The sequence below is a fragment of the Blastococcus sp. TF02-8 genome, assembly GCF_003319175.1.
Lineage (GTDB): Bacteria > Actinomycetota > Actinomycetes > Mycobacteriales > Geodermatophilaceae > Blastococcus.
Window position 1 is genome coordinate 62,752 of sequence record NZ_QOHK01000007.1, and the last position, 23,874, is coordinate 86,625.

Annotated in this window: 23 protein-coding genes; 5 read left to right on the plus strand and 18 right to left on the minus strand. The window is 72.5% G+C overall.

The annotated features are described in order from the left end of the window. Positions 1-5: 5 nt before the first annotated feature. A complete protein-coding gene (locus DQ237_RS14540) occupies positions 6-611 on the minus strand; it encodes a YdcF family protein (RefSeq protein WP_113800865.1) in 606 nt (201 codons plus the stop codon). A 131-nt stretch (positions 612-742) separates the two neighbouring features. On the opposite strand from DQ237_RS14540, the gene DQ237_RS14545 reads away from it, so the two are divergent. From DQ237_RS14545 to DQ237_RS14555, 3 genes are all read left to right on the plus strand, one after another. Continuing rightward, positions 743-1,207 carry a Fur family transcriptional regulator gene (locus DQ237_RS14545; RefSeq protein ID WP_113800866.1) on the plus strand — a complete coding sequence of 155 codons (465 nt, stop codon included), beginning with the start codon at positions 743-745 and terminating at the stop codon, positions 1,205-1,207. Continuing rightward, complete coding sequence (gene katG / locus DQ237_RS14550) at positions 1,204-3,426, plus strand: catalase/peroxidase HPI (protein ID WP_205730227.1); 2,223 nt, start codon at positions 1,204-1,206, stop codon at positions 3,424-3,426. Before DQ237_RS14545 ends, katG begins: the two co-directional genes overlap by 4 nt. Positions 3,427-3,579: 153 nt before the next feature. After that, complete coding sequence (locus DQ237_RS14555) at positions 3,580-4,938, plus strand: cytochrome P450 (RefSeq protein ID WP_240619646.1); 1,359 nt, start codon at positions 3,580-3,582, stop codon at positions 4,936-4,938. A 9-nt stretch (positions 4,939-4,947) separates the two neighbouring features. Here the strand turns inward: DQ237_RS14555 and ppdK are convergent, their stop codons facing one another. The 3 genes from ppdK to dusB all read right to left on the minus strand — a co-directional run bounded on the left by ppdK (position 4,948) and on the right by dusB (position 9,421). After that, positions 4,948-7,644 (minus strand): pyruvate, phosphate dikinase, encoded by a 2,697-nt coding sequence (gene ppdK / locus DQ237_RS14560; protein ID WP_113800868.1) that lies wholly within the window; start codon positions 7,642-7,644, stop codon positions 4,948-4,950. A 173-nt stretch (positions 7,645-7,817) separates the two neighbouring features. Next, the gene (locus tag DQ237_RS14565) at positions 7,818-8,264 is read right to left on the minus strand and encodes a hypothetical protein (RefSeq protein ID WP_113800869.1); all 447 of its coding nucleotides are present in this window, start codon (positions 8,262-8,264) and stop codon (positions 7,818-7,820) included. Beyond that, positions 8,261-9,421 (minus strand): tRNA dihydrouridine synthase DusB, encoded by a 1,161-nt coding sequence (gene dusB, locus DQ237_RS14570; protein WP_113800870.1) that lies wholly within the window; start codon positions 9,419-9,421, stop codon positions 8,261-8,263. Before dusB ends, DQ237_RS14565 begins: the two co-directional genes overlap by 4 nt. A gap of 229 nt (positions 9,422-9,650) precedes the next feature. Here dusB and DQ237_RS14575 point away from each other — a divergent pair, with 229 nt between their 5' ends. Continuing rightward, positions 9,651-10,715, plus strand: coding sequence for a type IV toxin-antitoxin system AbiEi family antitoxin domain-containing protein (locus DQ237_RS14575; protein WP_166509626.1), 1,065 nt, complete (start codon positions 9,651-9,653; stop codon positions 10,713-10,715). A gap of 75 nt (positions 10,716-10,790) precedes the next feature. Here DQ237_RS14575 and DQ237_RS14580 read toward each other — a convergent pair whose 3' ends face one another. The 5 genes from DQ237_RS14580 to DQ237_RS14600 all read right to left on the minus strand — a co-directional run bounded on the left by DQ237_RS14580 (position 10,791) and on the right by DQ237_RS14600 (position 16,033). Beyond that, the gene (locus DQ237_RS14580; protein ID WP_113800872.1) at positions 10,791-12,242 is read right to left on the minus strand and encodes an aldehyde dehydrogenase; all 1,452 of its coding nucleotides are present in this window, start codon (positions 12,240-12,242) and stop codon (positions 10,791-10,793) included. A 219-nt stretch (positions 12,243-12,461) separates the two neighbouring features. Further along, a complete protein-coding gene (locus DQ237_RS14585) occupies positions 12,462-13,859 on the minus strand; it encodes a glycine--tRNA ligase (protein WP_240619647.1) in 1,398 nt (465 codons plus the stop codon). Between the two features lie 86 nt (positions 13,860-13,945). Continuing rightward, the gene (locus DQ237_RS14590; RefSeq protein ID WP_113800874.1) at positions 13,946-14,740 is read right to left on the minus strand and encodes a hypothetical protein; all 795 of its coding nucleotides are present in this window, start codon (positions 14,738-14,740) and stop codon (positions 13,946-13,948) included. Next, positions 14,734-15,129, minus strand: a complete 396-nt coding sequence (locus DQ237_RS19480) for a hypothetical protein (RefSeq protein ID WP_147251826.1) — start codon at positions 15,127-15,129, stop codon at positions 14,734-14,736. The genes DQ237_RS14590 and DQ237_RS19480 overlap by 7 nt, the downstream gene beginning before the upstream one ends. 451 nt (positions 15,130-15,580) lie before the next feature. Then, positions 15,581-16,033, minus strand: a complete 453-nt coding sequence (locus DQ237_RS14600) for a hypothetical protein (RefSeq protein WP_113800876.1) — start codon at positions 16,031-16,033, stop codon at positions 15,581-15,583. Positions 16,034-16,181: 148 nt separating this feature from the next. Between DQ237_RS14600 and DQ237_RS14605 the strand changes: the two genes are divergently transcribed. Next, complete coding sequence (locus DQ237_RS14605; protein WP_113800877.1) at positions 16,182-16,769, plus strand: hypothetical protein; 588 nt, start codon at positions 16,182-16,184, stop codon at positions 16,767-16,769. On the opposite strand, the gene DQ237_RS14610 is transcribed toward DQ237_RS14605, so the two are convergent. The 9 genes from DQ237_RS14610 to DQ237_RS14650 form a co-directional block, all read right to left on the minus strand. Next, positions 16,754-17,029, minus strand: coding sequence for an antibiotic biosynthesis monooxygenase (locus tag DQ237_RS14610; RefSeq protein WP_113800878.1), 276 nt, complete (start codon positions 17,027-17,029; stop codon positions 16,754-16,756). The genes DQ237_RS14605 and DQ237_RS14610 overlap by 16 nt on opposite strands. A gap of 94 nt (positions 17,030-17,123) precedes the next feature. Then, entirely contained in the window at positions 17,124-17,888 is a 765-nt protein-coding gene (locus DQ237_RS14615; protein WP_113800879.1) for an isoprenyl transferase, read from the minus strand. Beyond that, positions 17,878-18,666 (minus strand): DNA repair protein RecO, encoded by a 789-nt coding sequence (recO, locus tag DQ237_RS14620; RefSeq protein ID WP_113800880.1) that lies wholly within the window; start codon positions 18,664-18,666, stop codon positions 17,878-17,880. The genes DQ237_RS14615 and recO overlap by 11 nt, the downstream gene beginning before the upstream one ends. Further along, positions 18,663-19,580: a GTPase Era gene (gene era, locus DQ237_RS14625; protein WP_113800881.1), complete on the minus strand. Its 918-nt coding sequence runs from the start codon at positions 19,578-19,580 to the stop codon at positions 18,663-18,665. Before era ends, recO begins: the two co-directional genes overlap by 4 nt. A 54-nt stretch (positions 19,581-19,634) precedes the next feature. After that, positions 19,635-19,967: a cytidine deaminase gene (locus DQ237_RS14630; protein WP_113800882.1), complete on the minus strand. Its 333-nt coding sequence runs from the start codon at positions 19,965-19,967 to the stop codon at positions 19,635-19,637. 6 nt (positions 19,968-19,973) lie between these two features. Then, a complete protein-coding gene (locus DQ237_RS14635; RefSeq protein WP_113800883.1) occupies positions 19,974-21,329 on the minus strand; it encodes a hemolysin family protein in 1,356 nt (451 codons plus the stop codon). After that, positions 21,326-21,829: an rRNA maturation RNase YbeY gene (ybeY, locus tag DQ237_RS14640; RefSeq protein WP_113800884.1), complete on the minus strand. Its 504-nt coding sequence runs from the start codon at positions 21,827-21,829 to the stop codon at positions 21,326-21,328. The genes DQ237_RS14635 and ybeY overlap by 4 nt, the downstream gene beginning before the upstream one ends. Positions 21,830-21,834: 5 nt before the next feature. After that, the gene (locus DQ237_RS14645; RefSeq protein WP_240619648.1) at positions 21,835-22,962 is read right to left on the minus strand and encodes a PhoH family protein; all 1,128 of its coding nucleotides are present in this window, start codon (positions 22,960-22,962) and stop codon (positions 21,835-21,837) included. 92 nt (positions 22,963-23,054) lie between these two features. Continuing rightward, the gene (locus tag DQ237_RS14650) at positions 23,055-23,867 is read right to left on the minus strand and encodes an enoyl-CoA hydratase/isomerase family protein (protein ID WP_113800885.1); all 813 of its coding nucleotides are present in this window, start codon (positions 23,865-23,867) and stop codon (positions 23,055-23,057) included. Positions 23,868-23,874: the final 7 nt, after the last annotated feature.

Here is a 23,874-nt window from a genome sequence, read left to right on the forward strand (position 1 = left end):
CTCCCTCAGCCGATGCCGGGTGCGCCGGCGACGCTCTCACCGGTCACGCGGTAGAGCAGGTAGGCAGCAGTCTCCCGCAGGATGTAGCGGAACTGGGTGTCGCGGGTCTGCACGGCCGGGCCCTGCCGGGTGGGCGAGCTCTCCGCCTCCATCCCGGCGTCCTCCGCCATGCGCTCGGCCCGCATGGCGTGCCACGGGTCGGTGACCAGCACCGCGTCGCTCCAGCCGCGCTCGGTGAAGGCCGCACCGACCGCCCGCATGCTCTCCAGCGTGTCCTCGCCCTCGGGCACCGCGAGCAGTGCCTCCTCCGGCACCCCGGCCCCGGCCAGGTAGTCGCGGCCCGCCTCGGCCTCGGTGAACTGGTCGCCGGCGGCCTTGCCGCCCACGGTCACGATCACCGGCGCGACGCCGTCCTCGTACAGGTCGCGGGCGTGCTCCAGCCGGGCCTCGAAGATCGACGACGGGACCCCGTTGTACTGCGCCGAGCCCAGGACGACGATCGCGTCGGAGCTCGGGTGCGAGTCCTGCCGCGCGGTCCACCAGATGCCGAGCGCGGTGGAGACGACGAGCAGCACGGCGGCCAGCACGGCCGCGCCCACCACCCGCGTCATCAGCCTCCACACGAACACCCGTCATGGGTACCACGGGGAGCTGACCGGAGCAGTGCGCCGGGGACGGCGGTGTGCCCGGCGCCGCAGGGGCCCTTCTTGATCGGTTCAAGGGAATGGGACAGCATGATCCCGTGCCGGACAGCACCGACTTCGAAGCGATGCTGCGCGCCGCAGCGCTGCGCGTGACCCGCCCGCGCCTGGCCGTCCTGGCCGCCGTGCACCGCCACCCCCACGCCGACACCGACTCGCTGATCGACGTCGTCCGCCGCGAGTCCGGCGAGGTCTCCCACCAGGCCGTCTACAACGTCCTGGGCACGCTGACCGAGGCGGGCCTGGTCCGCCGGTTCCAGCCCGAGGGCTCGGTGGCGCGCTACGAGGCGCGCGTGGGCGACAACCACCACCACCTGGTGTGCCGCTCCTGCGGCGCCATCGCCGACGTCGACTGCGCCGTGGGTGAGGCACCCTGTCTGACCGCGAGCGCCGACGCCGGCTTCACGATCGAGGAGGCCGAGGTCATCTACTGGGGCCGCTGCCCGACCTGCTCCCCCACCCCCCGAACCCCGACCGCAACCGCTGCACAGAGAGGCACCCCGTGAAGGACGAGACCAACAAGGTCCAGACCCACAGCACCAGCGAGAGCGAGAACCCGGCGATCCCCTCGCCGGAGGCGCACACCGGCGGGCGCCCGCGCACCAACCGGGACTGGTGGCCCAACCAGGTGGACCTCTCGGTGCTGAACAAGCCCTCGAAGGACTCCGACCCGCTCGGCGAGGACTTCGACTACAAGGCCGAGTTCGCGAAGCTCGACGTCGAGGAGCTCAAGGCCGACCTGCGCACGCTCATGCGCACCTCCCAGGACTGGTGGCCGGCGGACTGGGGCCACTACGGCCCGCTGTTCATCCGCATGTCCTGGCACGCGGCCGGCACCTACCGGATCGCCGACGGCCGCGGCAGCGGGAACAACGGCGCGCAGCGCTTCGCCCCGCTCAACAGCTGGCCGGACAACGCCAGCCTGGACAAGGCCCGCCGCCTGCTGCTGCCGATCAAGCAGAAGTACGGCCGCAAGCTCTCCTGGGCCGACCTGCTCGTGCTCGCCGGCAACGTGGCGCACGACGACATGGGCCTGCCCACCTTCGGCTTCGCCTTCGGCCGCGAGGACACCTGGCAGCCGGAGGAGGTCTTCTGGGGCCCCGAGGACACCTGGCTCGGCGACGAGCGCTACGCCGGTGACGAGCCGCTCAACCTCGACGAGGGCCCGCTGGCCAACGTCACCATGGGCCTCATCTACGTCAACCCCGAGGGCCCGAAGGGCAACCCCGACCCGGTCGGCTCCGGCCACGACATCAAGCAGACGTTCCGCCGCATGGGCATGACCGACGAGGAGACCGTCGCGCTCATCGCCGGTGGCCACACGTTCGGCAAGACGCACGGCAACGGCGACCCGTCCCTGCTGGGCCCCGAGCCCGAGGGCTGCCCGGTGCACGGCAACGGCCTCGGCTGGAACAACCCGCAGGGCACCGGGAAGGGCGCCGACACGATCACCAGCGGTCTCGAGGGCGCCTGGACCCCGACGCCGACCCAGTGGGACAACTCCTACTGGGAGACCCTCTTCGGCTGGGACTGGGAGCTCGTCACCAGCCCGGCGGGCGCCAAGCAGTGGCAGCCGAAGAACCCCGAGGCGCAGGAGCTCGTCCCCGACGCGCATATCGCCGGCAAGAAGAACCCGCCGATGATGTCGACCGCCGACATGGCGCTGCGGATGGACCCCGAGCTGCGCGTGTACGCCGAGCGCTTCCGGGACGACCCGGAGTACTTCGCCGACCAGTACGCCCGTGCGTGGTTCAAGCTCCTGCACCGTGACCTCGGCCCGCGGTCGCGCTACCTCGGCCCGGACGTTCCCGCCGAGGAGCTCGTCTGGCAGGACCCGGTGCCGGCCGTCGACCACGAGCTCGTGGGTGAGGCTGAGATCGCCGACCTCAAGCAGCGCCTGCTGTCCGCCGGTCTCACCGTGTCGCAGCTCGTGCACACCGCCTGGTCGTCCGCGGCGTCGTTCCGCAGCACCGACTACCGCGGCGGCGCCAACGGCGCCCGCATCCGCCTCGAGCCGCAGATCGGCTGGGCGGCCAACGAGGGCGTCCAGGACGTGCTGCCCGTGCTCGAGCGCGTGAAGAACGAGTTCGAGCAGCAGACCGGCAAGAAGGTGTCGCTGGCCGACCTCATCGTCCTCGGCGGCAGCGCCGCGGTCGAGAAGGCCGCCGCGGACGCCGGCGTGCAGGTCACCGTGCCGTTCAACGCGGGGCGGACCGACGCCTCGCAGGAGCAGACCGACGTCGACAACTTCCGGTGGCTGGAGACGCGGGCCGACGGCTTCCGCAACTGGGTCGCCCCCGGCAGCAAGATCTCCCCGGAGACGCTGCTGGTCGACAAGGCCTACATGCTGAGCCTGACCGCCAAGGAGATGACGGTGCTCGTCGGCGGGCTGCGCGTGCTCGGTGCCAACACCGGTGGCACGAAGCACGGCGTCTTCACCGACCGGCCGGGCGTCCTCTCGCAGGACTTCTTCCGCAACCTGCTCGACCTGGGCGTCTCGTGGTCCACCTCGGCCGAGGCCGAGGGCGTCTACGAGGGCCGGGACGCCGACGGCAACGTCGTCCGGACCGCCACCGCCGCGGACCTGGTGTTCAACTCGAACTCCATCCTCCGCGGCATCGTGGAGGTCTACTCCGCCGACGACGCCCTGGAGTTGTTCGTCCGGGACTTCGTGCAGGCGTTCGTGAAGGTCATGGAGCTGGACCGCTTCGACCTGCACAACTGATCCGCCGCCGGGGCCGGCCCGCACACGGCCGGCCCCGGTACCCGCACCGCCTGCCGGGGCGCCGACGGTCTCCGTCGGCGCCCCGCGCGCATCCCGGGGGCTCATCCGGTATGCAGTTCGCAACCATCTCCACCGAGATCCGGAGGCGACGACGTGACGGTGCGCAGTGCGATCCGCTGGGCCGCGACCCACGGGGCGATGCGACTGGCCATCCGCGCACGGGCGCGGCAGGGCAACCCGGACGCCGAGGTCCTCGCCGACCCGGCGGTGCGCGAGGACCCCTACGAGCACTACGAGCGGCTGCGCACCGCCGCCCCGTTCGCCGGTGGCGCCTTCGCCCGGGTCAGCGTGCACCACGACGTCTGCACCGACGTGCTGCGCAGCGACGACTTCGGCGTGATCGGCGGAGCCCGCGCCGACGGGCTCCCGCCGGTCCTCCGGACGGCGCTGCGGGTGGCCGGCCCCCGGCCCAGCATCGGGCCGATCGACCCGCCCTCGATGCTCGCCGTCGACCCGCCGGAGCACACCCGCTACCGGCGGCTGGTCAGCCGCGCGTTCACCGCCCGCGCGGTCGCCCACCTGCGGGAGCGGACCGCGCAGATCGCCGCGGAGCTGCTCGACGACCTCGAGTCCGACGCCGCGAGCGGGCAGCCGGTGGACCTGGTCGCCCGCTACGCCAGCCTGCTGCCGGTCACGGTCATCTCCGAGATGCTCGGCGTCCCGGTGTCCATGCGCGAGCAGTTCCTCGCCTGGGGCGACGGCGCCACCCCGAGCCTGGACATGGGCCTCCCCTGGTCGACGCACCGCAGCGTCGAGCGCAACCTCGCCGAGCTCGACGCCTGGTTCCGCGGGCACCTGCGCCGGCTCCGCCAGGAGCCGGGCGAGGACCTGCTGTCCCAGCTCGCGGTGGCCCTCGACGACGACGGCAGCGGCCTCACCGAGCAGGAGCTGGTCGCCACCGCCGCGCTCGTGTTCGGCGCCGGCTTCGAGACCACCGTCAACCTGATCGGCAACGGTGCCGCGCTGCTGTTCGCCCATCCCGACCAGCGCCGGCTGCTCGTCGAGGACCCCTCGCTGTGGCCGAACGCCGTCGACGAGATGCTCCGCGTCGAGTCACCGGTGCAGCGGACCGGGCGCCGGGTGCGGCGGGACACCACCGTGCACGGCGTGCAGCTGCGCGAGGGCGAGCTGGTGCTCCTCGGGCTGGCCGCGGCCAACCGCGACCCGCAGGTCTTCGAGGACCCGCACGCCTTCGACGTCACCCGGGCCAACGCACGCGACCACGTCGCCTTCTCCAGCGGCATCCACTTCTGCCTGGGTGCCGCGCTGGCCCGGATGGAAGGCGAGGTCGCGCTGCAGGCACTGTTCGAGCGGTTCCCCGACCTCGCCCCCGCCGGTGCGGGCACGCGCCGGGGCACGATCATCCTGCGCGGCTACGAGTCGCTGCCCGTCACGCTGGGCCGCCCGGTGGCCGCGCCCTCGGGCGAGCGGTCGACCGCCGTCCCGGGCTGACCGGCGGGATCAGGACACGCCGAGGGCCGCGCGTCCCGCCTCCAGCCGGGCGACCGGCACCCGGAACGGCGAGCACGACACGTAGTCCAGGCCGACCTCGTGGAAGAAGTGCACCGACTCGGGGTCACCCCCGTGCTCGCCGCAGATCCCGAGCTTGAGGTCGGGCCGGGCGGCGCGCCCGGCCTCGACGCCGATCCGCACGAGCCGGCCCACGCCGTCGCGGTCCAGGGCCTCGAACGGCGAGATGCCGAAGATGCCCTTGTCCAGGTACTGGTGGAAGAACGCGGCCTCGACGTCGTCGCGGGAGAAGCCCCACGTCATCTGGGTCAGGTCGTTGGTGCCGAAGGAGAAGAAGTCGGCGTGCTCGGCGATCTCACCGGCGGTGAGCGCGGCGCGCGGCACCTCGATCATGGTGCCGATCAGCGGGGCGACGTCGATGCCGCACGCCTGGCACACCTCGGAGAGGACCCGCTCGGACTCCTCGCGGATCGCCTCCAGCTCCTGCACCGCGCCGACGAGCGGGATCATGATCTCCGGCCGCGGGTCACCCCCGGCCTTCTTCCGCTCGCACGCCGCCTCGGCGATCGCCCGCACCTGCATGTCGAACAGGCCGGGGACGACCAGCCCCAGGCGCACGCCGCGCAGCCCCAGCATCGGGTTCGACTCGTGCATGCCCCGGACCGCGGCCAGCAGCCGCAGGTTCCCCTCGTCGGGCTCCCCGCGCTCCTCGGCCAGCGCGACCCGCACCGACAGCTCGGTGAGGTCGGGCAGGAACTCGTGCAGTGGCGGGTCCAGCAGGCGGATGGTCACCGGCAGGCCGTCCATCGCCTCGAAGATCTCCAGGAAGTCCTGCTTCTGCAGCGGTTCGAGCGCGTCCAGCGCGGCCTGCCGCTCGTCGTCGCCGTCGGCCAGGATCAGCTTCTCCACGAGCTGCCGCCGGTCGCCGAGGAACATGTGTTCGGTGCGGCACAGCCCGATCCCGCGGGCACCGAAGCGCCGGGCACGGGCGGAGTCCTCCGGGGTGTCGGCGTTGGTGCGCACGTCGAGCCGGCGCACCCGGTCGGCGTGGGTCAGGATCCGGTGCACGCTCTTCACCAGGTCGTCGGTGTCCGCGGCCTCCGGGTCGATCTCGCCCTCGAAGTAGCGCACCACCGCCGACGGCTCGACCGGTACCTCGCCGAGCCACACCTTGCCGGTGGAGCCGTCGATGGAGATGACGTCGCCCTCGCTGACGACGGTGCCGTCGGGCGCGGTGAACTTCTTCGCCTTGGTGTCGACCTGGAGCTCCTCGGCGCCGCAGACGCAGGTCTTGCCCATGCCCCGCGCCACGACGGCGGCGTGCGAGGTCTTGCCGCCGCGGCTGGTCAGCACACCCTCGGCGGCGATCATCCCGGAGAGGTCGTCGGGGTTGGTCTCGCGGCGGACGAGCACGACCTTCTCGCCGCGGTCGGCCCACTGCGCCGCCGTCTCCGAGGAGAAGACCGCCTTGCCGACGGCCGCGCCGGGCGAGGCGTTCATGCCCTGGGTCAGCTGCGTGGCGTCCCCTCCGGAGACGAACCGCGGGAACATCAGCTGGGCGAGCTGGTCACCGCTCACCCGCCGGACGGCCTCGTCCATGTCGATGAGGCCCTCGTCGACCAGCTGGGTGGCGATCCGGAACGCCGCCCCGGCGGTGCGCTTGCCGACCCGCGTCTGCAGCATCCAGAGCTTGTTGCGCTCGACGGTGAACTCGATGTCGCACAGGTCCCGGTAGTGCGACTCCAGCCGGCTCATGATGCCCATGAGCTCGTCGTAGGCGGCCTTGTCGATGTTCTCGAGGTCGACCAGCGGAACGGTGTTGCGGATGCCGGCGACGACGTCCTCGCCCTGCGCGTTCTGCAGGTAGTCGCCGTACACACCCTGCTCGCCGCTGCCCGGGTCACGGGTGAAGGCGACACCGGTGCCGGAGTCCATGCCGAGGTTGCCGAAGACCATCGAGCAGACGTTCACGGCGGTGCCGGCGTCGCTGGGGATGCGCTCCCGGCGTCGGTAGAGGATCGCGCGGTCGGAGTTCCAGGAGTCGAAGACGGCGTTGATCGCCAGGTCCATCTGCTCCCGCGGGTCCTGCGGGAAGTCGCGGCCGGTCTGCTCGCTGACGATCGCCTTGAACCGGCCGACGACGTCCTCCAGGTGGGCGGCGTCCAGGTCGAGGTCGGAGTCGGTGCCCTGCTCGCGCTTGACCTCGTCGAGGGCCTCGTCGAACAGCTCGCCGTCGATGTCGAGCACGGTCTTGCCGAACATCTGGATCAGCCGGCGGTAGGAGTCCCAGGCGAAGCGGTCGCTGCCGGACTGGGCGGCCAGGCCCTTCACCGACTCGTCGTTGAGCCCGACGTTGAGGACGGTCTCCATCATCCCGGGCATGCTGGCCGCGGCACCGGACCGGACCGACACCAGCAGCGGGTCCGAGGGGTCGCCGAGGGACTTCCCCATCGCCTTCTCGAGCGCGGTGAGGTGCTCGCTGACCTGGGCATCGAGCTCGGGCGGGGTGCCGCCGTTCTCCAGGTAGTACCGGCAGGCGTCGGTGGTGATCGTGAAGCCGGGCGGTACGGGCAGGCCCAGGTTCGTCATCTCGGCGAGGTTGGCCCCCTTGCCGCCGAGGAGGTCCTTCTGGTCCTTGTTGCCCTCGCTGAAGTCGTAGACCCACTTCGCCGACGATCCGCCCGACATCCCCGCACCTCCGCGCTCGACTACCGGCCTCCGCGTGGTCGCGATGGTGCCCTACCGGAGGCCCCCGGTCCCCCCGTCCGTTCGCGCCCGGAGGGTGCCCCGGACGCCGGACGGGATCCAGTGATCTTGACGCAGCGCGGGGTGCGGCGCGATTCGGCACCCACCCCGAGGAGTCAGTCGGCGAGGCCGCAGATCCGGGGGCCGTCCTCGTTCATCACGCGCAGTTCGGTGGTCGCGCCGTCGGCCCAGCGCACGGCCACGACCTGGACGGCGGCACCCTCGGTGGCGTCGTCGTAGACCTCTCCGACCTCGGCCTCGCCGACGCCCTGGTAGACGCCGGCCACCTCGTCGGGCGCCAACCGGTCGCGCTCGTCCTCGCACAGCATCTCGTAGGCGGTACCGGTGTCGCCGTCACCCATCGAGTCGACGAACACCTGCGCGGCCTGGGTCGCCTGCTGCGCCGGCGAGCCCTTGAGCAGGTAGAGGAACCCGACCATCGCGACGGCGAGCAGCGCGATGCCGACGATGCCGGCCACGATCCAGACCTTGGCGCTGCGGGGCGTGCCGGTGTGCAGCGGCGCCGGGCCGTCGTCGTAGAGGAAGGGGCCCTGGGAGGTCATCCGCCGCTCGTCTCGAGTTCGGCCCCCATCGGGGGGCGGGGGTCGTCTCGGTCGAGGAGCCAGCCCTCCGGCAGCGCCACGGGGCGGGGCGCGCTCGTCCGGCCGCGCGGCGCACCCAGCACCGCCGTCGGGTACGGCTGGTCGGGCACGCCCGCCAGCAGCTCGGCCAGCTCGTCGAGGCCGCTCACCATCGCCAGCGCGCGGCGGACGTCGCCACCCACGCTGAAGCCCTTGAGGTACCAGGCCACGTGCTTGCGGAAGTCGCTGCAGCCGTGGCTCTCGCCGTGCTCCTCGGCCAGCAGCTCGGCGTGCCGGTGCATGATCCCGGCGACCTCGCGGAACGTCGGCAGCGCGCGGCGGGTCTCGCCCGCGAACGCCGCGGCCAGGTCGCCGAACAGCCACGGCCGGCCCAGGCAGCCGCGGCCGATGACCACACCGGCACACCCGGTCTCGGCCACCATGCGCAGCGCGTCGTCGGCCTCCCAGATGTCGCCGTTGCCGAGCACCGGGATGTCGACGGCCTCGACGAGGCGGGCGATGGGCTCCCAGTCCGCGGTGCCGCTGTAGAGCTGGTCGGCCGTGCGGCCGTGCAGGGTGATGGCGGCGGCGCCCTCGTCCTGGGCGATCCGGCCGGCGTCGAGGTAGGTGACGTGGTCGGCGTCGATGCCGATGCGGGTCTTGATGGTGACCGGGACGTCCTTCGCCGCGCGTACCGCCTCGCGGACGATGCTGCGCAGCAGCACCCGGTGCCAGGGCAGGGCCGAGCCACCGCCCTTGCGGGTCACCTTGGGCACCGGGCAGCCGAAGTTCAGGTCGATGTGCGCGGGGCGGGTGCCGGCCACGCCCTCGTCGACCAGCATCTCCACCGCCCGGCCCACGGTTGCCGGGTCGACGCCGTAGAGCTGGACGGAGAACGCGTCCTTCTCGTCGGCGGTCGCGCGGATCATCCGGAGCGTCTTCTCGTTGCGCTCGACCAGCGCCCGCGTGGTGATCATCTCGCAGACGTACAGGCCCGCGCCGAACTCGCGGCACAGCGTGCGGAACGCCGGGTTGGTGATGCCGGCCATCGGCGCCAGCACCACGGCGGGGTCGACCGTGAGCGCCCCGAGCCGCAGCGGCGGGAGCGCCGTCGTCGTCGGCTCGAGCGTGCTGGTCACGGCACCCAGGGTAGGCGGCGACGCCGGTCGCCCACCTCGCCCGGTCGGGTGTCGGGCGGCCGTCGTCCGGCTCGACGGACGTCCAGCCGTGCCACCGGACCTCTGGCCGCGCCGCGGCGCGGCCAGAGGTCCGCCGGCGCGGCCGCACCTCGTCCCCAGGCCTCACCCCGATCCACAGGCATCTCCCGAGCTGCTCCGTGGCGCGCGTCGCGGGCCATCGTGTGGACCCGTGACCCCAGTACCCCTCGCCGTAGCCGAACCGGCCCGCCGCCGGCTCGGCATCTTCACCAGCGCCGACCTGGCTGCGCGCGGGGTGGGTGAGCGGGAGATCCGGACGGCGGTTCGCACCGGGACGTGGGTGCGGCTGCGGAGAGGGGTCTTCGTGACGGCGAGCGATCTGGCCGACGTCGAGCGGACGGGTCGTCGCCCGGGCCTGGACGCGCTCGCGGTCACGACCGGCCTCGACCGCCCGACGGCGGTGCTCAGCGGGGCGACGGCGGCGTGGGTCTGGGGACTCCCCCGCCCCCGCCCGATCCCGACGACGGTGCACCTCACCGATCCCGATCGCTGGCGCCGTGGCCGCGGCTGGCTGATGACGCACGCCGACCTGCCGGAGGACGAGGTGACCGTGCGGGGCGCCTACCGGGTGACGACGGCGGCCCGCACCGTCGTCGACCTCGCCCGCACCTGGCCGGAGGTCCATGCCGTGGCCGCGGTCGACGCGGTGCTGGTTCGGCGGCTGGCCGACCGGGCGGAGCTCGGGCGAGTGCTCGACCGGCAGGCGAACGTGCCCGGGATCCCGCGCGCGGTTCGTTCCGTCGCGCTCGCCGACGGTCGCGCCGAGTCGTGGCTGGAGACGTGCGGCCGGCTGACCTTCGCCGCGCTCGGCCTCCCACCGTTCGTCCCGCAGGTGGAGCTGTGGGTGAGCGGCGAGCTGCTGAAGGTCGTCGACGGCTGGTACGCCGATGCCGCCGTGGCCGTCGAGTTCGACGGGCGGGTCAAGTACCGGCGTCCGCAGTACGGCCGGACCCCCGAGGAGGAGCTCTGGCGGGAGAAGCGCGTCGAGGACCTGCTGCGCTCGGTCGGCGTCCGCTTCGTGCGCGTGGCCGCCGAGGACCTGCGTCCCCGGCGGCTCTCCGACCTGGACCGTCTGGTGCGCCGTCACCTCGCCGACGCCGGCCCCCGTGCACGTGACTTCACCGAGGTCCCGCGGGCCGAGGGCGTCTGGCGCGGCACCGGAACAGGTAGCCCGGACGACGGATGGCTGACCCGCGCCGACGACGCCGTGGGTTGAGCCGCCGGACCGGACGTCTGGCCGCGCCGTGGCGCGGCCGGACGTCCGGTCGACCGGCTGAACCCCGCCGCCCGATCAGAACGGGTAGACGCGCGGCTCCACCTGCATGCTGATCCAGCGCAGCTCGGTGAAGGCGTCGATGCCGGCCTGGCCGCCGAAGCGCCCGTAGCCGCTGTCCTTCACGCCACCGAAGGGCATCTGCGCCTCGTCGTGCACCGTGGGCGCGTTGATGTGGCAGATGCCGGACTCGATCCGCCGGGCCACCTGGAAGCCGCGGGCGGCGTCGCGGGTGAACACGGCGGCCGACAGGCCGTAGGCGCTGTCGTTGGCCTTCGCGATCGCCTCGTCCTCGCTGCTCACGCGGGTGATGGTGACGGCCGGGCCGAAGATCTCCTCCGAGAAGATCTCCATGTCCGGGGTCACGTGGTCGAGCACCACGCCGGGCATGATCGTGCCGTTCGGCTCGCCGCTGGTCAGGACCTTCGCGCCCTTGGCGACGGCGTCGTCGACCAGCCGCTGGATGTGGTCGACGGTGCTCTGCCCGATGACCGAGCCGAGCACCACGTCGCCCTCACGCGGGTCACCCACGGGCAGCGACTCCACCCGGGCGACCAGCTTGGCGACGAACTCGTCGGCGATCGACTCGTCGACGATGATCTTGTCGGTCGACATGCAGACGTGGCCCTGGTTCACGAAGCCACCGAAGGTCGCGCCCTGCACGGCGGCGTCGATGTCGGCGTCGTCGAGGACGACCAGCGGGTTCTTGCCGCCGAGCTCCAGGACGGCGGGCACCAGGTGCCGGGCGCAGACCTCGCCGATGATGCGGCCGACCCGGGTCGAGCCGGTGAAGTTGAGCCGGCGCACCGCCGGGTGGGCCACCATCGCCTCGGTGACGTCGGCGGCGTCCTCGGGGGCCACGGTGATGACGTTGACGACGCCCGCCGGGAAGCCGGCCTCGAGCAGGATCTCGCCGAGCAGCATGTGGGTGCCCGGCGAGAGCTCCGAGCACTTGAGGACGACGGTGTTGCCGGCCGCGAGCGGGAAGGCGACGGCTCGGGTCGACAGGATCACCGGGGCGTTCCACGGCGCCATGCCGACGACGACGCCGGCGGGCTGGCGGATGCCCATGCTCAGGCTGCCCGGGACGTCGGAGGGGATGACCTGGCCCCCCACGGAGGTGGTGAGCCCGGCGGCCTCGCGGAGGATCCCGGCGGCGAGGTGGGCGTTGAAGTGGCCCCATCCGGCGGTGGCCCCGCACTCGGCGGCCATCCGCTCGACGAAGCGCTCGGTGCTGGCCTCGAGCAGGTCGGCGGCCTTGAGCAGGAGCATCCGGCGGGTGCTGGGCGTGGTGGCGGCCCACGCCTCGAAGGCCGAGGCGGCGGCCTCGACCGCACGGACGGCGTCCTCCACGCCGGCGGCCTGCGATCGGGTCACGATCTCGCCGCTGACCGGGTTGGCCCGGTCGAAGGTGCGGCCGCTCGCGGCGGCCGCCGTCCCACTGCCGATGAGCAGGCTGGTCTCGAGCATGGTCACTCCTGGAGCTGGGTCAGTACGGGGATCCAACCCCATCGTGCGCCGCGCCGCGGACCGGCCGCGGAGTGGGTCGGCCAGAGCGGCGTTGTCCCCCTGGCCGACATTTCCGGGGACGGAATGTCCGGCTCAGGGGCAACGCCGCCGGCGGGCAGAGGGCGGAAACGCAGCGAGGCCCGGTTCCAGAGAGCGGAACCGGGCCTCGGGCGACCTCGCTCAGCAGCCGGGCAGACGGGCGGCCAGGTAGGACTCGACCTGGCCCAGGCCCACACGCTCCTGGCTCATCGTGTCGCGCTCCCGCACGGTCACCGCGTCGTCCTCGAGGGTGTCGAAGTCGACGGTGAGGCAGAACGGCGTCCCGACCTCGTCCTGGCGGCGGTACCGGCGGCCGATGGCCCCGGCGTCGTCGAAGTCCACGTTCCAGTTCCGTCGCAGGGCGGCGGCCAGGTCGCGGGCCTTCGGCGAGAGGTCGGCGTTGCGGGACAGCGGCAGGACGGCGGCCTTCACCGGCGCCAGCCGCGGGTCGAGCTTCAGCACGGTGCGCACGTCGACGCCGCCCTTGGCGTTGGGCGCCTCGTCCTCGGTGTAGGCCTCGATGAGGAAGGCCATGAGCGAGCGGGTGAGCCCGGCCGCGGGCTCGATGACGTACGGCGTCCAGCGGGTGTTGGTGGCCTGGTCGAAGTAGGACAGGTCCGTGCCCGAGTGCTCCGAGTGCGTCGAGAGGTCGAAGTCGGTGCGGTTGGCGATGCCCTCCAGCTCGCCCCACTCCGAGCCCTGGAAGCCGAAGCGGTACTCGATGTCGACGGTGCGCTTCGAGTAGTGCGACAGCTTCTCCTTCGCGTGCTCGTAGTGCCGCAGGTTCTCCGGGGCGATGCCCAGGTCGGTGTACCAGCGGGTCCGCTCGTCGATCCAGTACTGGTGCCACTCCTCGTCGCTGCCCGGCTCGACGAAGAACTCCATCTCCATCTGCTCGAACTCGCGGGTGCGGAAGATGAAGTTGCCCGGCGTGATCTCGTTGCGGAACGACTTGCCGATCTGGCCGATGCCGAACGGCGGCTTCTTGCGCGCGGCGCCCATGACGTTGGCGAAGTTCACGAAGATGCCCTGCGCGGTCTCCGGGCGCAGGTAGTGCAGCCCCGACTCGTCCTCGATCGGACCGAGGTAGGTCTTGAGCATCATGTTGAAGTCGCGCGGCTCGGTCCACGCGCCCTTGGTGCCGCAGTTCGGGCAGGAGATGTCGGCCAGGCCGTTCTCCGGCGCCCGGCCCTTCTTCTCCTCGTAGCCCTCTTCCAGGTGGTCGGCGCGGAACCGCTTGTGGCAGCTCTGGCACTCGGTCAGCGGGTCGGTGAAGACGCCGACGTGCCCGGAGGCGACCCAGGTCTGGCGGGGCAGGATCACCGAGGAGTCCAGGCCGACGATGTCGTCGCGGCTCTGGACGACGGTGCGCCACCACTGCTTCTTGATGTTCTCCTTGAGCTCGACGCCCAGGGGCCCGTAGTCCCAGGCGGAGCGGGTACCGCCGTAGATCTCGCCGGCCGGGAAGACGAACCCCCGGCGCTTGCAGAGGTTGACGACCTTGTCGAGTCGGGCGGGGTCGTGCTTGGCGGTGCTCACGCGGTGGGGCTCCATCCGGCTGGCGGTCGGCGGGTGACCCCTCAACGTTAGTCGCCCCGTAGAACTGGCTCCGGTCCGGTGCTGACCTACGACGGCTGCGGACCCACCAGGTCCGGCCGCTCCACGGCTGTGCCCCAGAGCTGCCGCAGATCGGTCGCGAACAGGTCGAACGGCGATTCCGCCCCTGCCGTGGCGGCGAACTCCAGCACCATCGCCCGATGCCCGGAGAGGTCGCAGCTGAGATGGGGCTGCAGTCGTAGCCACCCCCTCGCGGTGTCGGGTCGGCTCCCCGAGTGGGCGACGTCCCCATCGACGAGGACTCCTCGATAGCTGGGGAAGAACCCGACGAACCGTACGGACAACCCGCGGTGCCCCAGGAGTCCCTCCCTCCTGAGCAGTGCGAGCGTGTCCCGGATCTGGGCACCGACGTCGACGCGCGCGACCAGGTTCTGCGATGCGGCCCAGTCCGGATCGAGGACGAGGAGGCGAACGGCCACGCCCCGGTCGAGCGCCTGCCGCAGGTCATCGGCCTGCCGCTCTGCCACGCCGTACAAGGTGGGGCCCACGATCAGGACGTCGCGTCGCGCCGTCCGCAGGTACTGGGGCTCGGGCAGGTTGTTCCGTCCGTATCCCCGCATCTCCAGGTCCTGCATGCCGAGGGCGGCGATGCTGACGAGCAAGCGCTCGCCTCGACCGTTCTTCCGGAGGCTGGGGCCGATGAGTCGCGCTACGAGCACTCCGACCGACAGCACCACGACGACGACGGTCAGGATGCCGAACGTCCCCAGCGTCACCAACTGGGCGATGGACGCCACGAAGCCCAACGCGGCGACGAGGGCGGCGATCAGCGCAGGCCCCCGGAGCATCACCTTGTTCAGCACGCGGAGTCCCGCCCGGCCATCAGGGTCTCGAGCGGGAGGCGTTGCGTCGTCGACCCGGGCAGGGTCGTCGATTCGTAGACGGCCAGAGACACGTCGTCCAGAGACAGCGGCACGACGGTCGGTGCGCGGCTGAGCCGCGCGCGCACCGCAGTCGCGACGTCGTCGAGGGCAGCCACAGGCACCTCTCCCACGATCTCCCCGAGCACCATGTGGAGGTCGTGGTCCGAGTCCTCGGACGTCACGTGGTACCGATGCCGGAATCCGAAGGTCTCCGCCTCGCGGCGCAGCTCTGCGAGGTCAGGCCGCGGGTTCCCGCTCTGGGCGCCATCGACGGGCCAGCCGATGAGGACGAGCTGCCGCCCACCCCAGCCCAGCGTGCGCTCGTACAAGGATGCTCCTCGGCTGGAGCGCGACCGGTCGCCCGGCGCGAACCCTCCGAACCGGATCTCCCACGGGCGTTCCCACGCGCGCCGGAGGCACAGGGCGAGGCCTTGCAGATCCACCGCCGACCCAGGGATGCGGTTCTCGAGGCCGATGACCGTCGCGTGGACGTCGCCGAGAGGCCGCGGTCGGAACGCCGGCCCCAGGGCATCAGCTACCTCGCTCTGCACCGATTCGACGAGGTCGGTCACGAGGGGCGGACGTTCGCGGTAGTAGGCGACCACCGTCGCTCGTCGCAGGTCCCCCGGTCTCAGCGCCCGCTGGTCGGCGTCCCCGTGCGAGCCCTCGAGCACTGTTCCCCCTGCGGTGATGGACGTGCACGCGATGCACCGGGTTGCTCGACCGCCCGCTGAGGCAACCACGTGCGCCGCTGGACGACAAGGCCCCCCGGGTGCGGGGTCAGACGCCGCGGAGCAGCAGCAGCCAGGTCACCCCGGCGCCGACGATGACCACGATCGGCAGCAGGGTCAGCAGCACCCACGGCCAACGCCGGGCGGTCCGCCCGACCCGCACCGGCTCGACCGGCCGGTTGCGCATCTCCGGGGAGCTGAAGGACAGCGTCCGGTCGCGGCGGCCCGGACCCGGCGGTGGGGCGAGCTCGTCGGTGCGCTGGGAGGCGAGCAGGCGCGCCTCGATCCGGGCGACGGCGTCCTCCCTCGACACCTGCGGCGGGGCAGCCGGTGGTGCGGGCGCCGGTCCGGGTACCGCGGTGGTCGGCTGGTCGACGCGCCCGTGCAGCCCCTCCCACGCCTTGGGCAGTACCGCCGGCGGCCGGTCGGGCATCGGCGGGAGGGTGATGTCCCGCGTGCGGTCGTCGGGTGTCGGCGGGTGCTGTTGCGGGCCGTCGCTCATCGGGATCCGTTCGTCGTCGTCCGGGACCGTTCCTGGTCCACCCACCGTGCGACGTTGCCCAGCCGGAGGCGCCTCACGCGTCACGGACGTGATCGGCACGGGCGTCGCGGTACCGCAGCGACGTCGGCACCACCTAACGTGCACGGCCATGCCGTTCCTGTCACGCTCGCGCGAGCCCGAGCTCCCCGCGCCGCTCCCCTACGACCCGTCCTCGCCCGAGGGCCTGGCCGCCCGTTGGGTGCGCTGGGTGGCCGCGGCCGGCCCGCTGGCCAACCCGGTGGAGGACGAGGACGGCCGGCACGCCGCGGCCAACCAGCCCGACGACGTCTGGTTCCTCGCCGGGACGAGCGGCAAGCGCATGCAGCGCAGTTGCGTCGTGCCGGTGGGCCGGCCGCTGTTCCTGCCGGCCTTCACGATGTGGGAGTGCCCGGCCGAGGGGCCGCCGCCGGTGGTGGAGCGGGCGTACGGCGCCGTGCACGTCGACGGCGTGGCCCAGGAGCTGCGCGAGATCGGCACCCCGGTGCCCTTCGTCGTCGCGGGGGCACGGCTCAACGGGGTCAACGGACGCAAGCGGCCCCTCCCGGTCTCGGTGTGGGGCCTGTGGACCCACGTCGCCCCGCTCCCGCCGGGCGAGCACGAGGTCCACCTCTCCGGCGGCGACGGCTACGGCTTCGAGGTCGAGGCGCTCTACCGCCTGGCCGTCGGGGGCGCCGGTCCGGTCTACCCGACCAGGTAGACGCCCGGTTCGTCGACGGCGTGGACCCAGACGGGCGCACCGGCGATCTTCACCTCGTGCGCGGAGAGGGCTCGGCGGTAGGACCCGACGCCGTCCCAGCGGGTGACCAGGGCCCACAACCCGGGGTCGTCGGCGGCAGTGCCGACCTCGCCGTCGACGAACCCGGGACGACCCCCCAGCGCCGCCAGCAGCACCTGCACCTGCGCGGCGAGCTCCGTCGCCTCGTCGGGGCCCACGCGCAGCCGCGTCACGGCGAACATCCGGCGGATCCCTCCTGGGCGTGATCCCGCGCCACGGTCCGCTCCTCGCTCGGAGGTCCAGGCCTTCTCCGCTGCGATGCTCCCCCGGCTGTCATCACGCCGAACCGAAGCGCCGCTGGCGGGAGGCGAACTCCTCGCACGCGGCCCACAGGTGCCGGCGGTCGAAGTCGGGCCACAGGGTGTCGAGGAAGACGAACTCGGCGTAGGCCGACTGCCACAGCAGGAAGTTGCTGGTGCGGTTCTCCCCCGAGCTGCGCACGAAGAGGTCGACGTCCTCCATGTCCGGCTCGTCGAGGAACCGGGCGACGGTGTTCTCGTCGATCTTGTCCGGGTTGAGCCGGCCGGCCGCCACCTCACGGGCGATGGCCGCGGCGGCGTCGGCGATCTCCGCGCGCCCGCCGTAGTTGACGCACATGGTGAGGGTCAGGACGTCGTTGTCCTTGGTGAGCTCCTCGGCGATCTCGAGCTCCTTGATGACGCTGCGCCACAGCCGCGGACGGCGCCCGGCCCAGCGCACCCGCACGCCCAGCTCGTGCATCTCGTCGCGCCGCCGGCGGATCACGTCGCGGTTGAAGCCCATGAGGAAGCGGACCTCGTCGGGGCTGCGCCGCCAGTTCTCGGTGGAGAAGGCGTACGCGCTGATCGTCTTGACGCCCAGCTCGATCGCGCCCTCGACGCAGTCGAACAGCGAGGACTCCCCCGCCTCGTGCCCGGCGGTGCGGGGCAGCCCCCGTTGCTTGGCCCAGCGGCCGTTGCCGTCCATGACCAGGGCGACGTGCCGCGGCACCTTGTCCTTGGGCAGCTCCGGCGGGCGGGCACCGGAAGGGTGCGGGTTCGGGGCCTTGACCTCACGCCTCATGCAGCACGCTCATCTCGCGGGGCGGTGCCGGCTCGCTGCGGTCGACCAGCGGCAGCGAGCGCAGGCCGCGCTCCAGGTGCCACTGCAGCATCGCGGCGACCAGGCCGCTCCCCTCGCGCCGGTTGATCCCCTGGCTGGCCTCCGCGCGCGCCCAGTCACCGGTCAGCAGCGAGTCCAGCAGCTCGATGGTCACCGGGCTGGGCATCGCCGAGCCGGTCGGGCGGCAGGCCGGGCAGACGGTGCCACCGGCGGGCACGGAGAAGTGCCGGTGCGGCCCTTCCTCCCCGCAGCGCGCGCACTCACCGAGCGCGGGCTCCCACCCGGCGACCGACATCGCCCGTAGCAGGAACGCGTCGAGCACCAGGCCGGCGGGGTGGGTCTTCTCCCCCAGCGCCCGCAGCGCGCCGACCACCAGGAGGAACAGCCGGAGCGAGGGCTCCTTCTCCTCGGCGGTCAGCCGGTCGGCGGTCTCCAGGACGGCGGTGCCGGCGGTGTAGGCCGGGTAGTCGGTGACGATCTCCTGGCCGTAGGACCGGATCGACTCCGCCTGGCTCACGATGTCGAGGTTGCGGCCGGTGTAGAGCTGCAGGTCGACGTGGGTGAACGGCTCCAGCCGCGCGCCGAACTTGCTCTTGGTGCGCCGCACGCCCTTGGCCACCGCGCGCACCTTGCCCGTGCGCCGGGTCAGCACGGTGACGATGCGGTCGGCCTCACCCAGCTTCTGGGTGCGCAGCACGATGCCCTCGTCCCGGTAGAGGGCCTTCGGGGTCGTGCTCAATAGCCCAGCCTGTTCAGCTTCTTGGGGTCGTCCTGCCACTCCCCGAGCACGGTCACGTGCAGCTCCAGGTGCACCCGGGCGCCGAGCAGCGTCTCCATGCCGATCCGCGCCTCGCTCCCGATGGCCTTGATGATCGAGCCGCCCCGGCCCAGCAGCATCGGCTTCTGGCTCTGCCGCTCGCAGTGCAGCAGCGCGTGCACCTCGACCAGCTCCCGGCCCGCCCGCTTGGGGTCGGGACGCCGGTTGAGCTCCTCGATGGTGACCGCCAGCGAGTGCGGCACCTCCTGGAACACCTTCTCCAGCGCCGCCTCGCGCACCAGCTCGGCCAGCTGGCGCTCGACGTCCTCGTCGGTCGTCTGCTCCTCGGGGTAGAGCGGCGGCCCCTCGGGCAGGAGCTTGATCAGCAGGTCCTCGAGCAGGTCGACCTGGTCGCCCTTCACCGCGCTGACCGGTACGACCTCGGCCGCGTCGACCAGCTGGCTGGCCGCCAGGAGCTGCTCGGTGACCGCCTTCTTGCCCGCCGCGTCGGTCTTGGTCACGACGACGACCACGGGAGCCTTGATCTCGCGCAGCTGGCGGGCGATGAACCTGTCGCCGGTGCCGACGGGCTGGTCGGCCGGGATGCAGAAGACGATGACGTCGACGTCGGACAGCGTGTCGCGGACGACGTCGTTGAGCCGCTTGCCCAGCAGCGACTTGGGCTTGTGCAGGCCGGGGGTGTCGACGAGCACGATCTGCCCGCCGGGCCGGTGGACGACGCCGCGGATCGCGTGCCGCGTGGTCTGCGGGCGGTTGCTGACGATGCCGACCTTCTCGCCGACCATCGCGTTGGTCAGCGTGGTCTTGCCGGCGTTGGGGCGGCCCACCAGGGCGATGAAGCCGCTGCGGTGCGGCGTCTGGTCAGGGCTGCTCACGGCTCCAGTCTCCCACCCGGGACCGACGCAACCGCCGACGCCGCCTCGTCGGTCTCAGGCGGTGGCGCGGACGGTCCCGTCAGGACCGGCGAGGTGCACCGGCGCGTCGGCGGTGAGGTCGTGCACGGCGGCCAGCCCGTTCGGCTCCACGGCCTCGGCGGCCGAGACGACGACGGCGGCCTCCAGGCCCTCCACCCCACTGGACACCGCCGCGGCGACGGCGGCCTGCAGCGCGGTCAGGGTGAGCGAGGGCAGGGCGACCGATGCCGCCACGTAGGTGCGGCCGTCGGTGTCGCGCACCGCCGCCCCCTCGGTCGCGCCGGTGCGGGCACGCGCGGAGCGGGCCAGGGTGACGAGCTTCGCGTCCTCGGGGTGCAGATCGCTCACGAGGACTCAGCCTTCCACGCCGGCGTGGAGGTCGGCTCGGGTGGCCCCGGAGGGCTGCTCCTCGCCCGCATCCCCGTCGTCCTCGGACGGCTCGGGGACGCGGCACACGAGCATGGTGTCGATCCGGTTGCGGCGCCCGCCGGTGCTCTCGGCGACCAGCCGGAGGCCGCCGACCTCCGCAGCCGCGCCCTCGATGGGCACCCGGCCGAGCTCCCGGGCGAGCAGGCCGCCGACGGTCTCGACGTCGTCGTCCTCGGTGAGCTCGACCCCCGGGAAGAGCTCGACGAGGTCCTGGACCGGGAGCCGGGCGATCACCCGCACCGAGCCGTCCTCCAGCTGCTCGATCTCGGGACGCCGGACGGTGTCGTGCTCGTCGGCGATCTCGCCCACGATCTCCTCGAGGATGTCCTCGATGGTCAGCAGGCCGGCGAAGCCGCCGTACTCGTCGACCACGATCGCGATGTGGATCCGCTGCGCCTGCATGTCCCGCAGCAGCTCGTCGACCGGCTTGGACTCCGGCACGAAGGTCGGCGTCCGCATCAGCTCCTCGACCCGCGGCCCGCGCTGGTCGCCGGAGTTCTGCGACCGGCGGACCAGGTCCTTGAGGTAGACCACTCCCACGACGTCGTCGACGTTGTCGCCGATCACCGGGATGCGGCTGAAGCCGCTGCGCAGCGCCAGGGCCAGCGCCTGCCGGACGGTCTTGTGCCGCTCGATGTAGACGACGTCGGTGCGCGGGACCATGACCTCGCGGGCGATGGTGTCGCCCAGCTCGAACACCGAGTGGATCATGTTGCGCTCGCCGGACTCGACGACGCCGCGCTCCTCGGCCATGTCGACCAGCTCGCGCAGCTCGACCTCGGAGGAGAACGGGCCGTCGCGGAAACCGCGGCCCGGGGTGATCGCGTTGCCGACGAGGATCAGCAGCGTGGCGACGGGTCCGAGCACCCGGCCGAGCAGCCGCACGACCCCCGCGGTGGCCAGCGCCGTCCCGTAGGCGTGCTGGCGGCCGAGCGTGCGCGGGCCGACGCCGACCAGCACGTAGCTGACCAGGGTCATCACGCCGGCGGCGGTGAGGAAGGTCTGCCAGCCACCGCCCCACAGGTCGGTGAGCAGGACGGTGACCAGGACGACGGCGACCATCTCGCAGGCGATGCGCAGCAGGAGCAGCAGCGAGACGTGCCGGGCGCGCTCGGCGACGACCTCCTCGAGGGCCGCGGCGCGCTTGACGCCCTCGCGGCGCATCTCCTCGACGCGGGCCTTGGACACGCGCTGGAGGGCGGCGTCCATCGCGCCGAAGACCCCGGCCAGCGGGACCAGGCAGCAGGCGACCACGAGCATGGTGATCGCGGTGGAGGTCATCGGGAGCCGGACTCCTGAGCGGCCGGCTCACCGGTCACCGGCTCGCGCGGGGCGGCTCGCCAGGCGTCGATGAGCTTCGACTGGAGACCGAACATCTCCTTCTCCTCGTCGGGCTCCATGTGGTCGTACCCGAGCAGGTGCAGGACGCCGTGGGTGGCCAGCAGCACGAGCTCGTCGTCCATCGAGTGGCCGGCGGCGCGGGCCTGACGGACGGCGACCGCGGGGCACAGCACGATGTCGCCGAGCAGCGCGGGGCCCGGCTCGGGGTCGTCGGGACGCCCCGTGTCGAACTCGTCCATGGGGAAGGCGAGGACGTCGGTCGGGCCCTTCTCCCCCATCCAGCGCTCGTGCAGGCTGCTCATGTAGTCGACGTCGACGCAGAGCACCGACAGCTCGGCCATCGGGTTGATCTTCATCTCGCCGAGCACGAAGCGGCAGATCCCGGCCAGCTCGGCCTCGTCGACGGCGATCTCGGACTCGTTGGACACCTCGACGGGCACCGCGGTCAGCTCCCCTGCCGGCGCGGTCGGGACGTCCGCACCGGCGCGCCAGCAGCCGGTCGGGACGGAGCGGGCTGGCGGGTGGCGTCGAAGCGCTCGTAGGCGTCGACGATGTCGCCGACCAGGCGGTGGCGGACGACGTCGGAGCTGGTCAGGTTGGCGAAGTGCACGTCCTCGATCCCGTCGAGGATCTCGCGCACGATCTTCAGGCCGCTCTGCGCGCCACCGGGCAGGTCGACCTGCGTCACGTCACCGGTGACGACGATCTTGGACCCGAAGCCGAGACGGGTGAGGAACATCTTCATCTGCTCGGCGGTGGTGTTCTGCGCCTCGTCGAGGATCACGAACGCGTCGTTCAGCGTCCGGCCGCGCATGTAGGCCAGGGGGGCGACCTCGATGGTGCCCGACTGCATCAGCCGCGGGATCGACTCGGGGTCGACCATGTCGTGCAGCGCGTCGTACAGCGGCCGCAGGTAGGGGTCGATCTTCTCGCTGAGGGTGCCGGGCAGGTAGCCCAGCCGCTCGCCGGCCTCGACCGCCGGGCGGGTCAGGATGATCCGGTTGACCTGCTTGGTCGTGAGCGCCTGCACGGCCTTGGCCATGGCGAGGTAGGTCTTGCCGGTGCCGGCCGGGCCGATGCCGAAGACGATCGTGTTCTCGTCGATCGCGTCGACGTACCGCTTCTGGTTCAGCGTCTTGGGCCGGATGGTCCGGCCTCGGCGGCTGATGATGTCGAGGCTCAGGACGTCGGCCGGGCGCTCGGAGCCGCCGGTCCTGAGCATGGCGATGACCCGGCGCACCGAGTCGGGTCGCAGCTGCTGGCCGGTGCCGATCAGCGCGATCAGCTCGTCGAAGACGCGGACGGCGAAGGCGTTGTCGGCCGGCTGGCCGGTCACGGCGATCTCGTTGCCGCGCACGTGCACGTCGGCCTCGAGCTCGGCCTCGACCAGCCGGAGCAGCTCGTCTGCGGAGCCCAGCAGCGCGACCATCGGGACGCTGTCGGGAACGGTGATGGCGGTACGGACGGCCGCGATCGGCTGCCCCGCGACGTCGTCGGCGGCGGCGGCCTGCGCCGATGCCTCACGGGACGTGGGGGCACCTGGCACGGGGACGTTCGGGGAGGTGTCGGGCAAGAACCCTCGACCCTGCCTTCCTGCTACGGCAATGGCGGACCGCTCGATGCTACCCGCGCACGAGCCGGTGAAGCGCCGCTCGCCCGTCCGGGTCAGCGCCCGGTGTACGTCGCCTTGCCCGGGCCGTCGGTCAGGAACGAGGCGACGGCGCCGCGCAGGTCGTCGGTGGCGAAGAGCGGGCCGGAGATCTCCGGTACCAGGGCGTCGGCGGCCCGGGCACCCTCGCGGACCGCGACCGAGGCGAGCCGCTTGGTGGCCGCGTGCGCCACTGTGGGACCCGCGGCGACCCGGTGCGCGTAGGCGCGGGCGGCCTCGGCGAAGCCCTCGTCCGGCAGCACCCGGTTCACCACGTTCCAGCGCTCGAGCACGGCGGCCGGGTAGCGCTCACCGGTGTAGACGAGCTCCTTGGCCCGCGCGGGCCCGGCGCGCTCGGCCAGCCGCTGCGGGCCGCCCATCGAGGGGGTCAGGCCGACGACGATCTCGACCAGCCCGAACGACGCCTTCTCCGCGGCCAGCAGGATGTCGCAGGACAGCGCCAGCTCGAAGGCCGCGGTCAGGCAGAGCCCGTGCGCGGCGAAGACCGTCGGCACCGGCAGGTCCTCAAAGGTGTTCGCGACCTCCAGCAGCCGGGCCCACAGCTCGCCGCCGACGCGCGCCGGGTCCGGCCCCTCGGCGACGTCGCGGAAGTAGGTGACGTCGACCCCGCCGGAGACCACCTTGCCGCGGGCCTCGACCAGCACCGCCCGCGCCCGGCCCGGGTCGGCCGGGTCGGTGAGCGTGACCAGCTCGGCGGCCACCCGCTCCATCGCGTCGAACACCGCGGCGTCGAACAGGTTCAGCGGCGGGTTGTCCAGGACCACGACGGCGACGTCGCCGTCCCGTTCGATGCGCAGGGGCTCGCTCATGTCCCCA

Coding starts and splice junctions, on each gene's coding strand:
- DQ237_RS14565 (WP_113800869.1), bottom strand. CDS start 8,264: ATGACCTCCCAGGGCCCCTTCCTCTACGACGACGGCCCGGCGCCGCTG.
- DQ237_RS14605 (WP_113800877.1), top strand. CDS start 16,182: ATGCCGTTCCTGTCACGCTCGCGCGAGCCCGAGCTCCCCGCGCCGCTC.
- DQ237_RS14580 (WP_113800872.1), bottom strand. CDS start 12,242: ATGCTCGAGACCAGCCTGCTCATCGGCAGTGGGACGGCGGCCGCCGCG.
- DQ237_RS14600 (WP_113800876.1), bottom strand. CDS start 16,033: ATGAGCGACGGCCCGCAACAGCACCCGCCGACACCCGACGACCGCACG.
- DQ237_RS14650 (WP_113800885.1), bottom strand. CDS start 23,867: ATGAGCGAGCCCCTGCGCATCGAACGGGACGGCGACGTCGCCGTCGTG.
- DQ237_RS14635 (WP_113800883.1), bottom strand. CDS start 21,329: ATGACCTCCACCGCGATCACCATGCTCGTGGTCGCCTGCTGCCTGGTC.
- DQ237_RS14540 (WP_113800865.1), bottom strand. CDS start 611: ATGACGCGGGTGGTGGGCGCGGCCGTGCTGGCCGCCGTGCTGCTCGTC.
- DQ237_RS14615 (WP_113800879.1), bottom strand. CDS start 17,888: ATGAGGCGTGAGGTCAAGGCCCCGAACCCGCACCCTTCCGGTGCCCGC.
- DQ237_RS14610 (WP_113800878.1), bottom strand. CDS start 17,029: ATGTTCGCCGTGACGCGGCTGCGCGTGGGCCCCGACGAGGCGACGGAG.
- ppdK (WP_113800868.1), bottom strand. CDS start 7,644: ATGTCGGGCGGATCGTCGGCGAAGTGGGTCTACGACTTCAGCGAGGGC.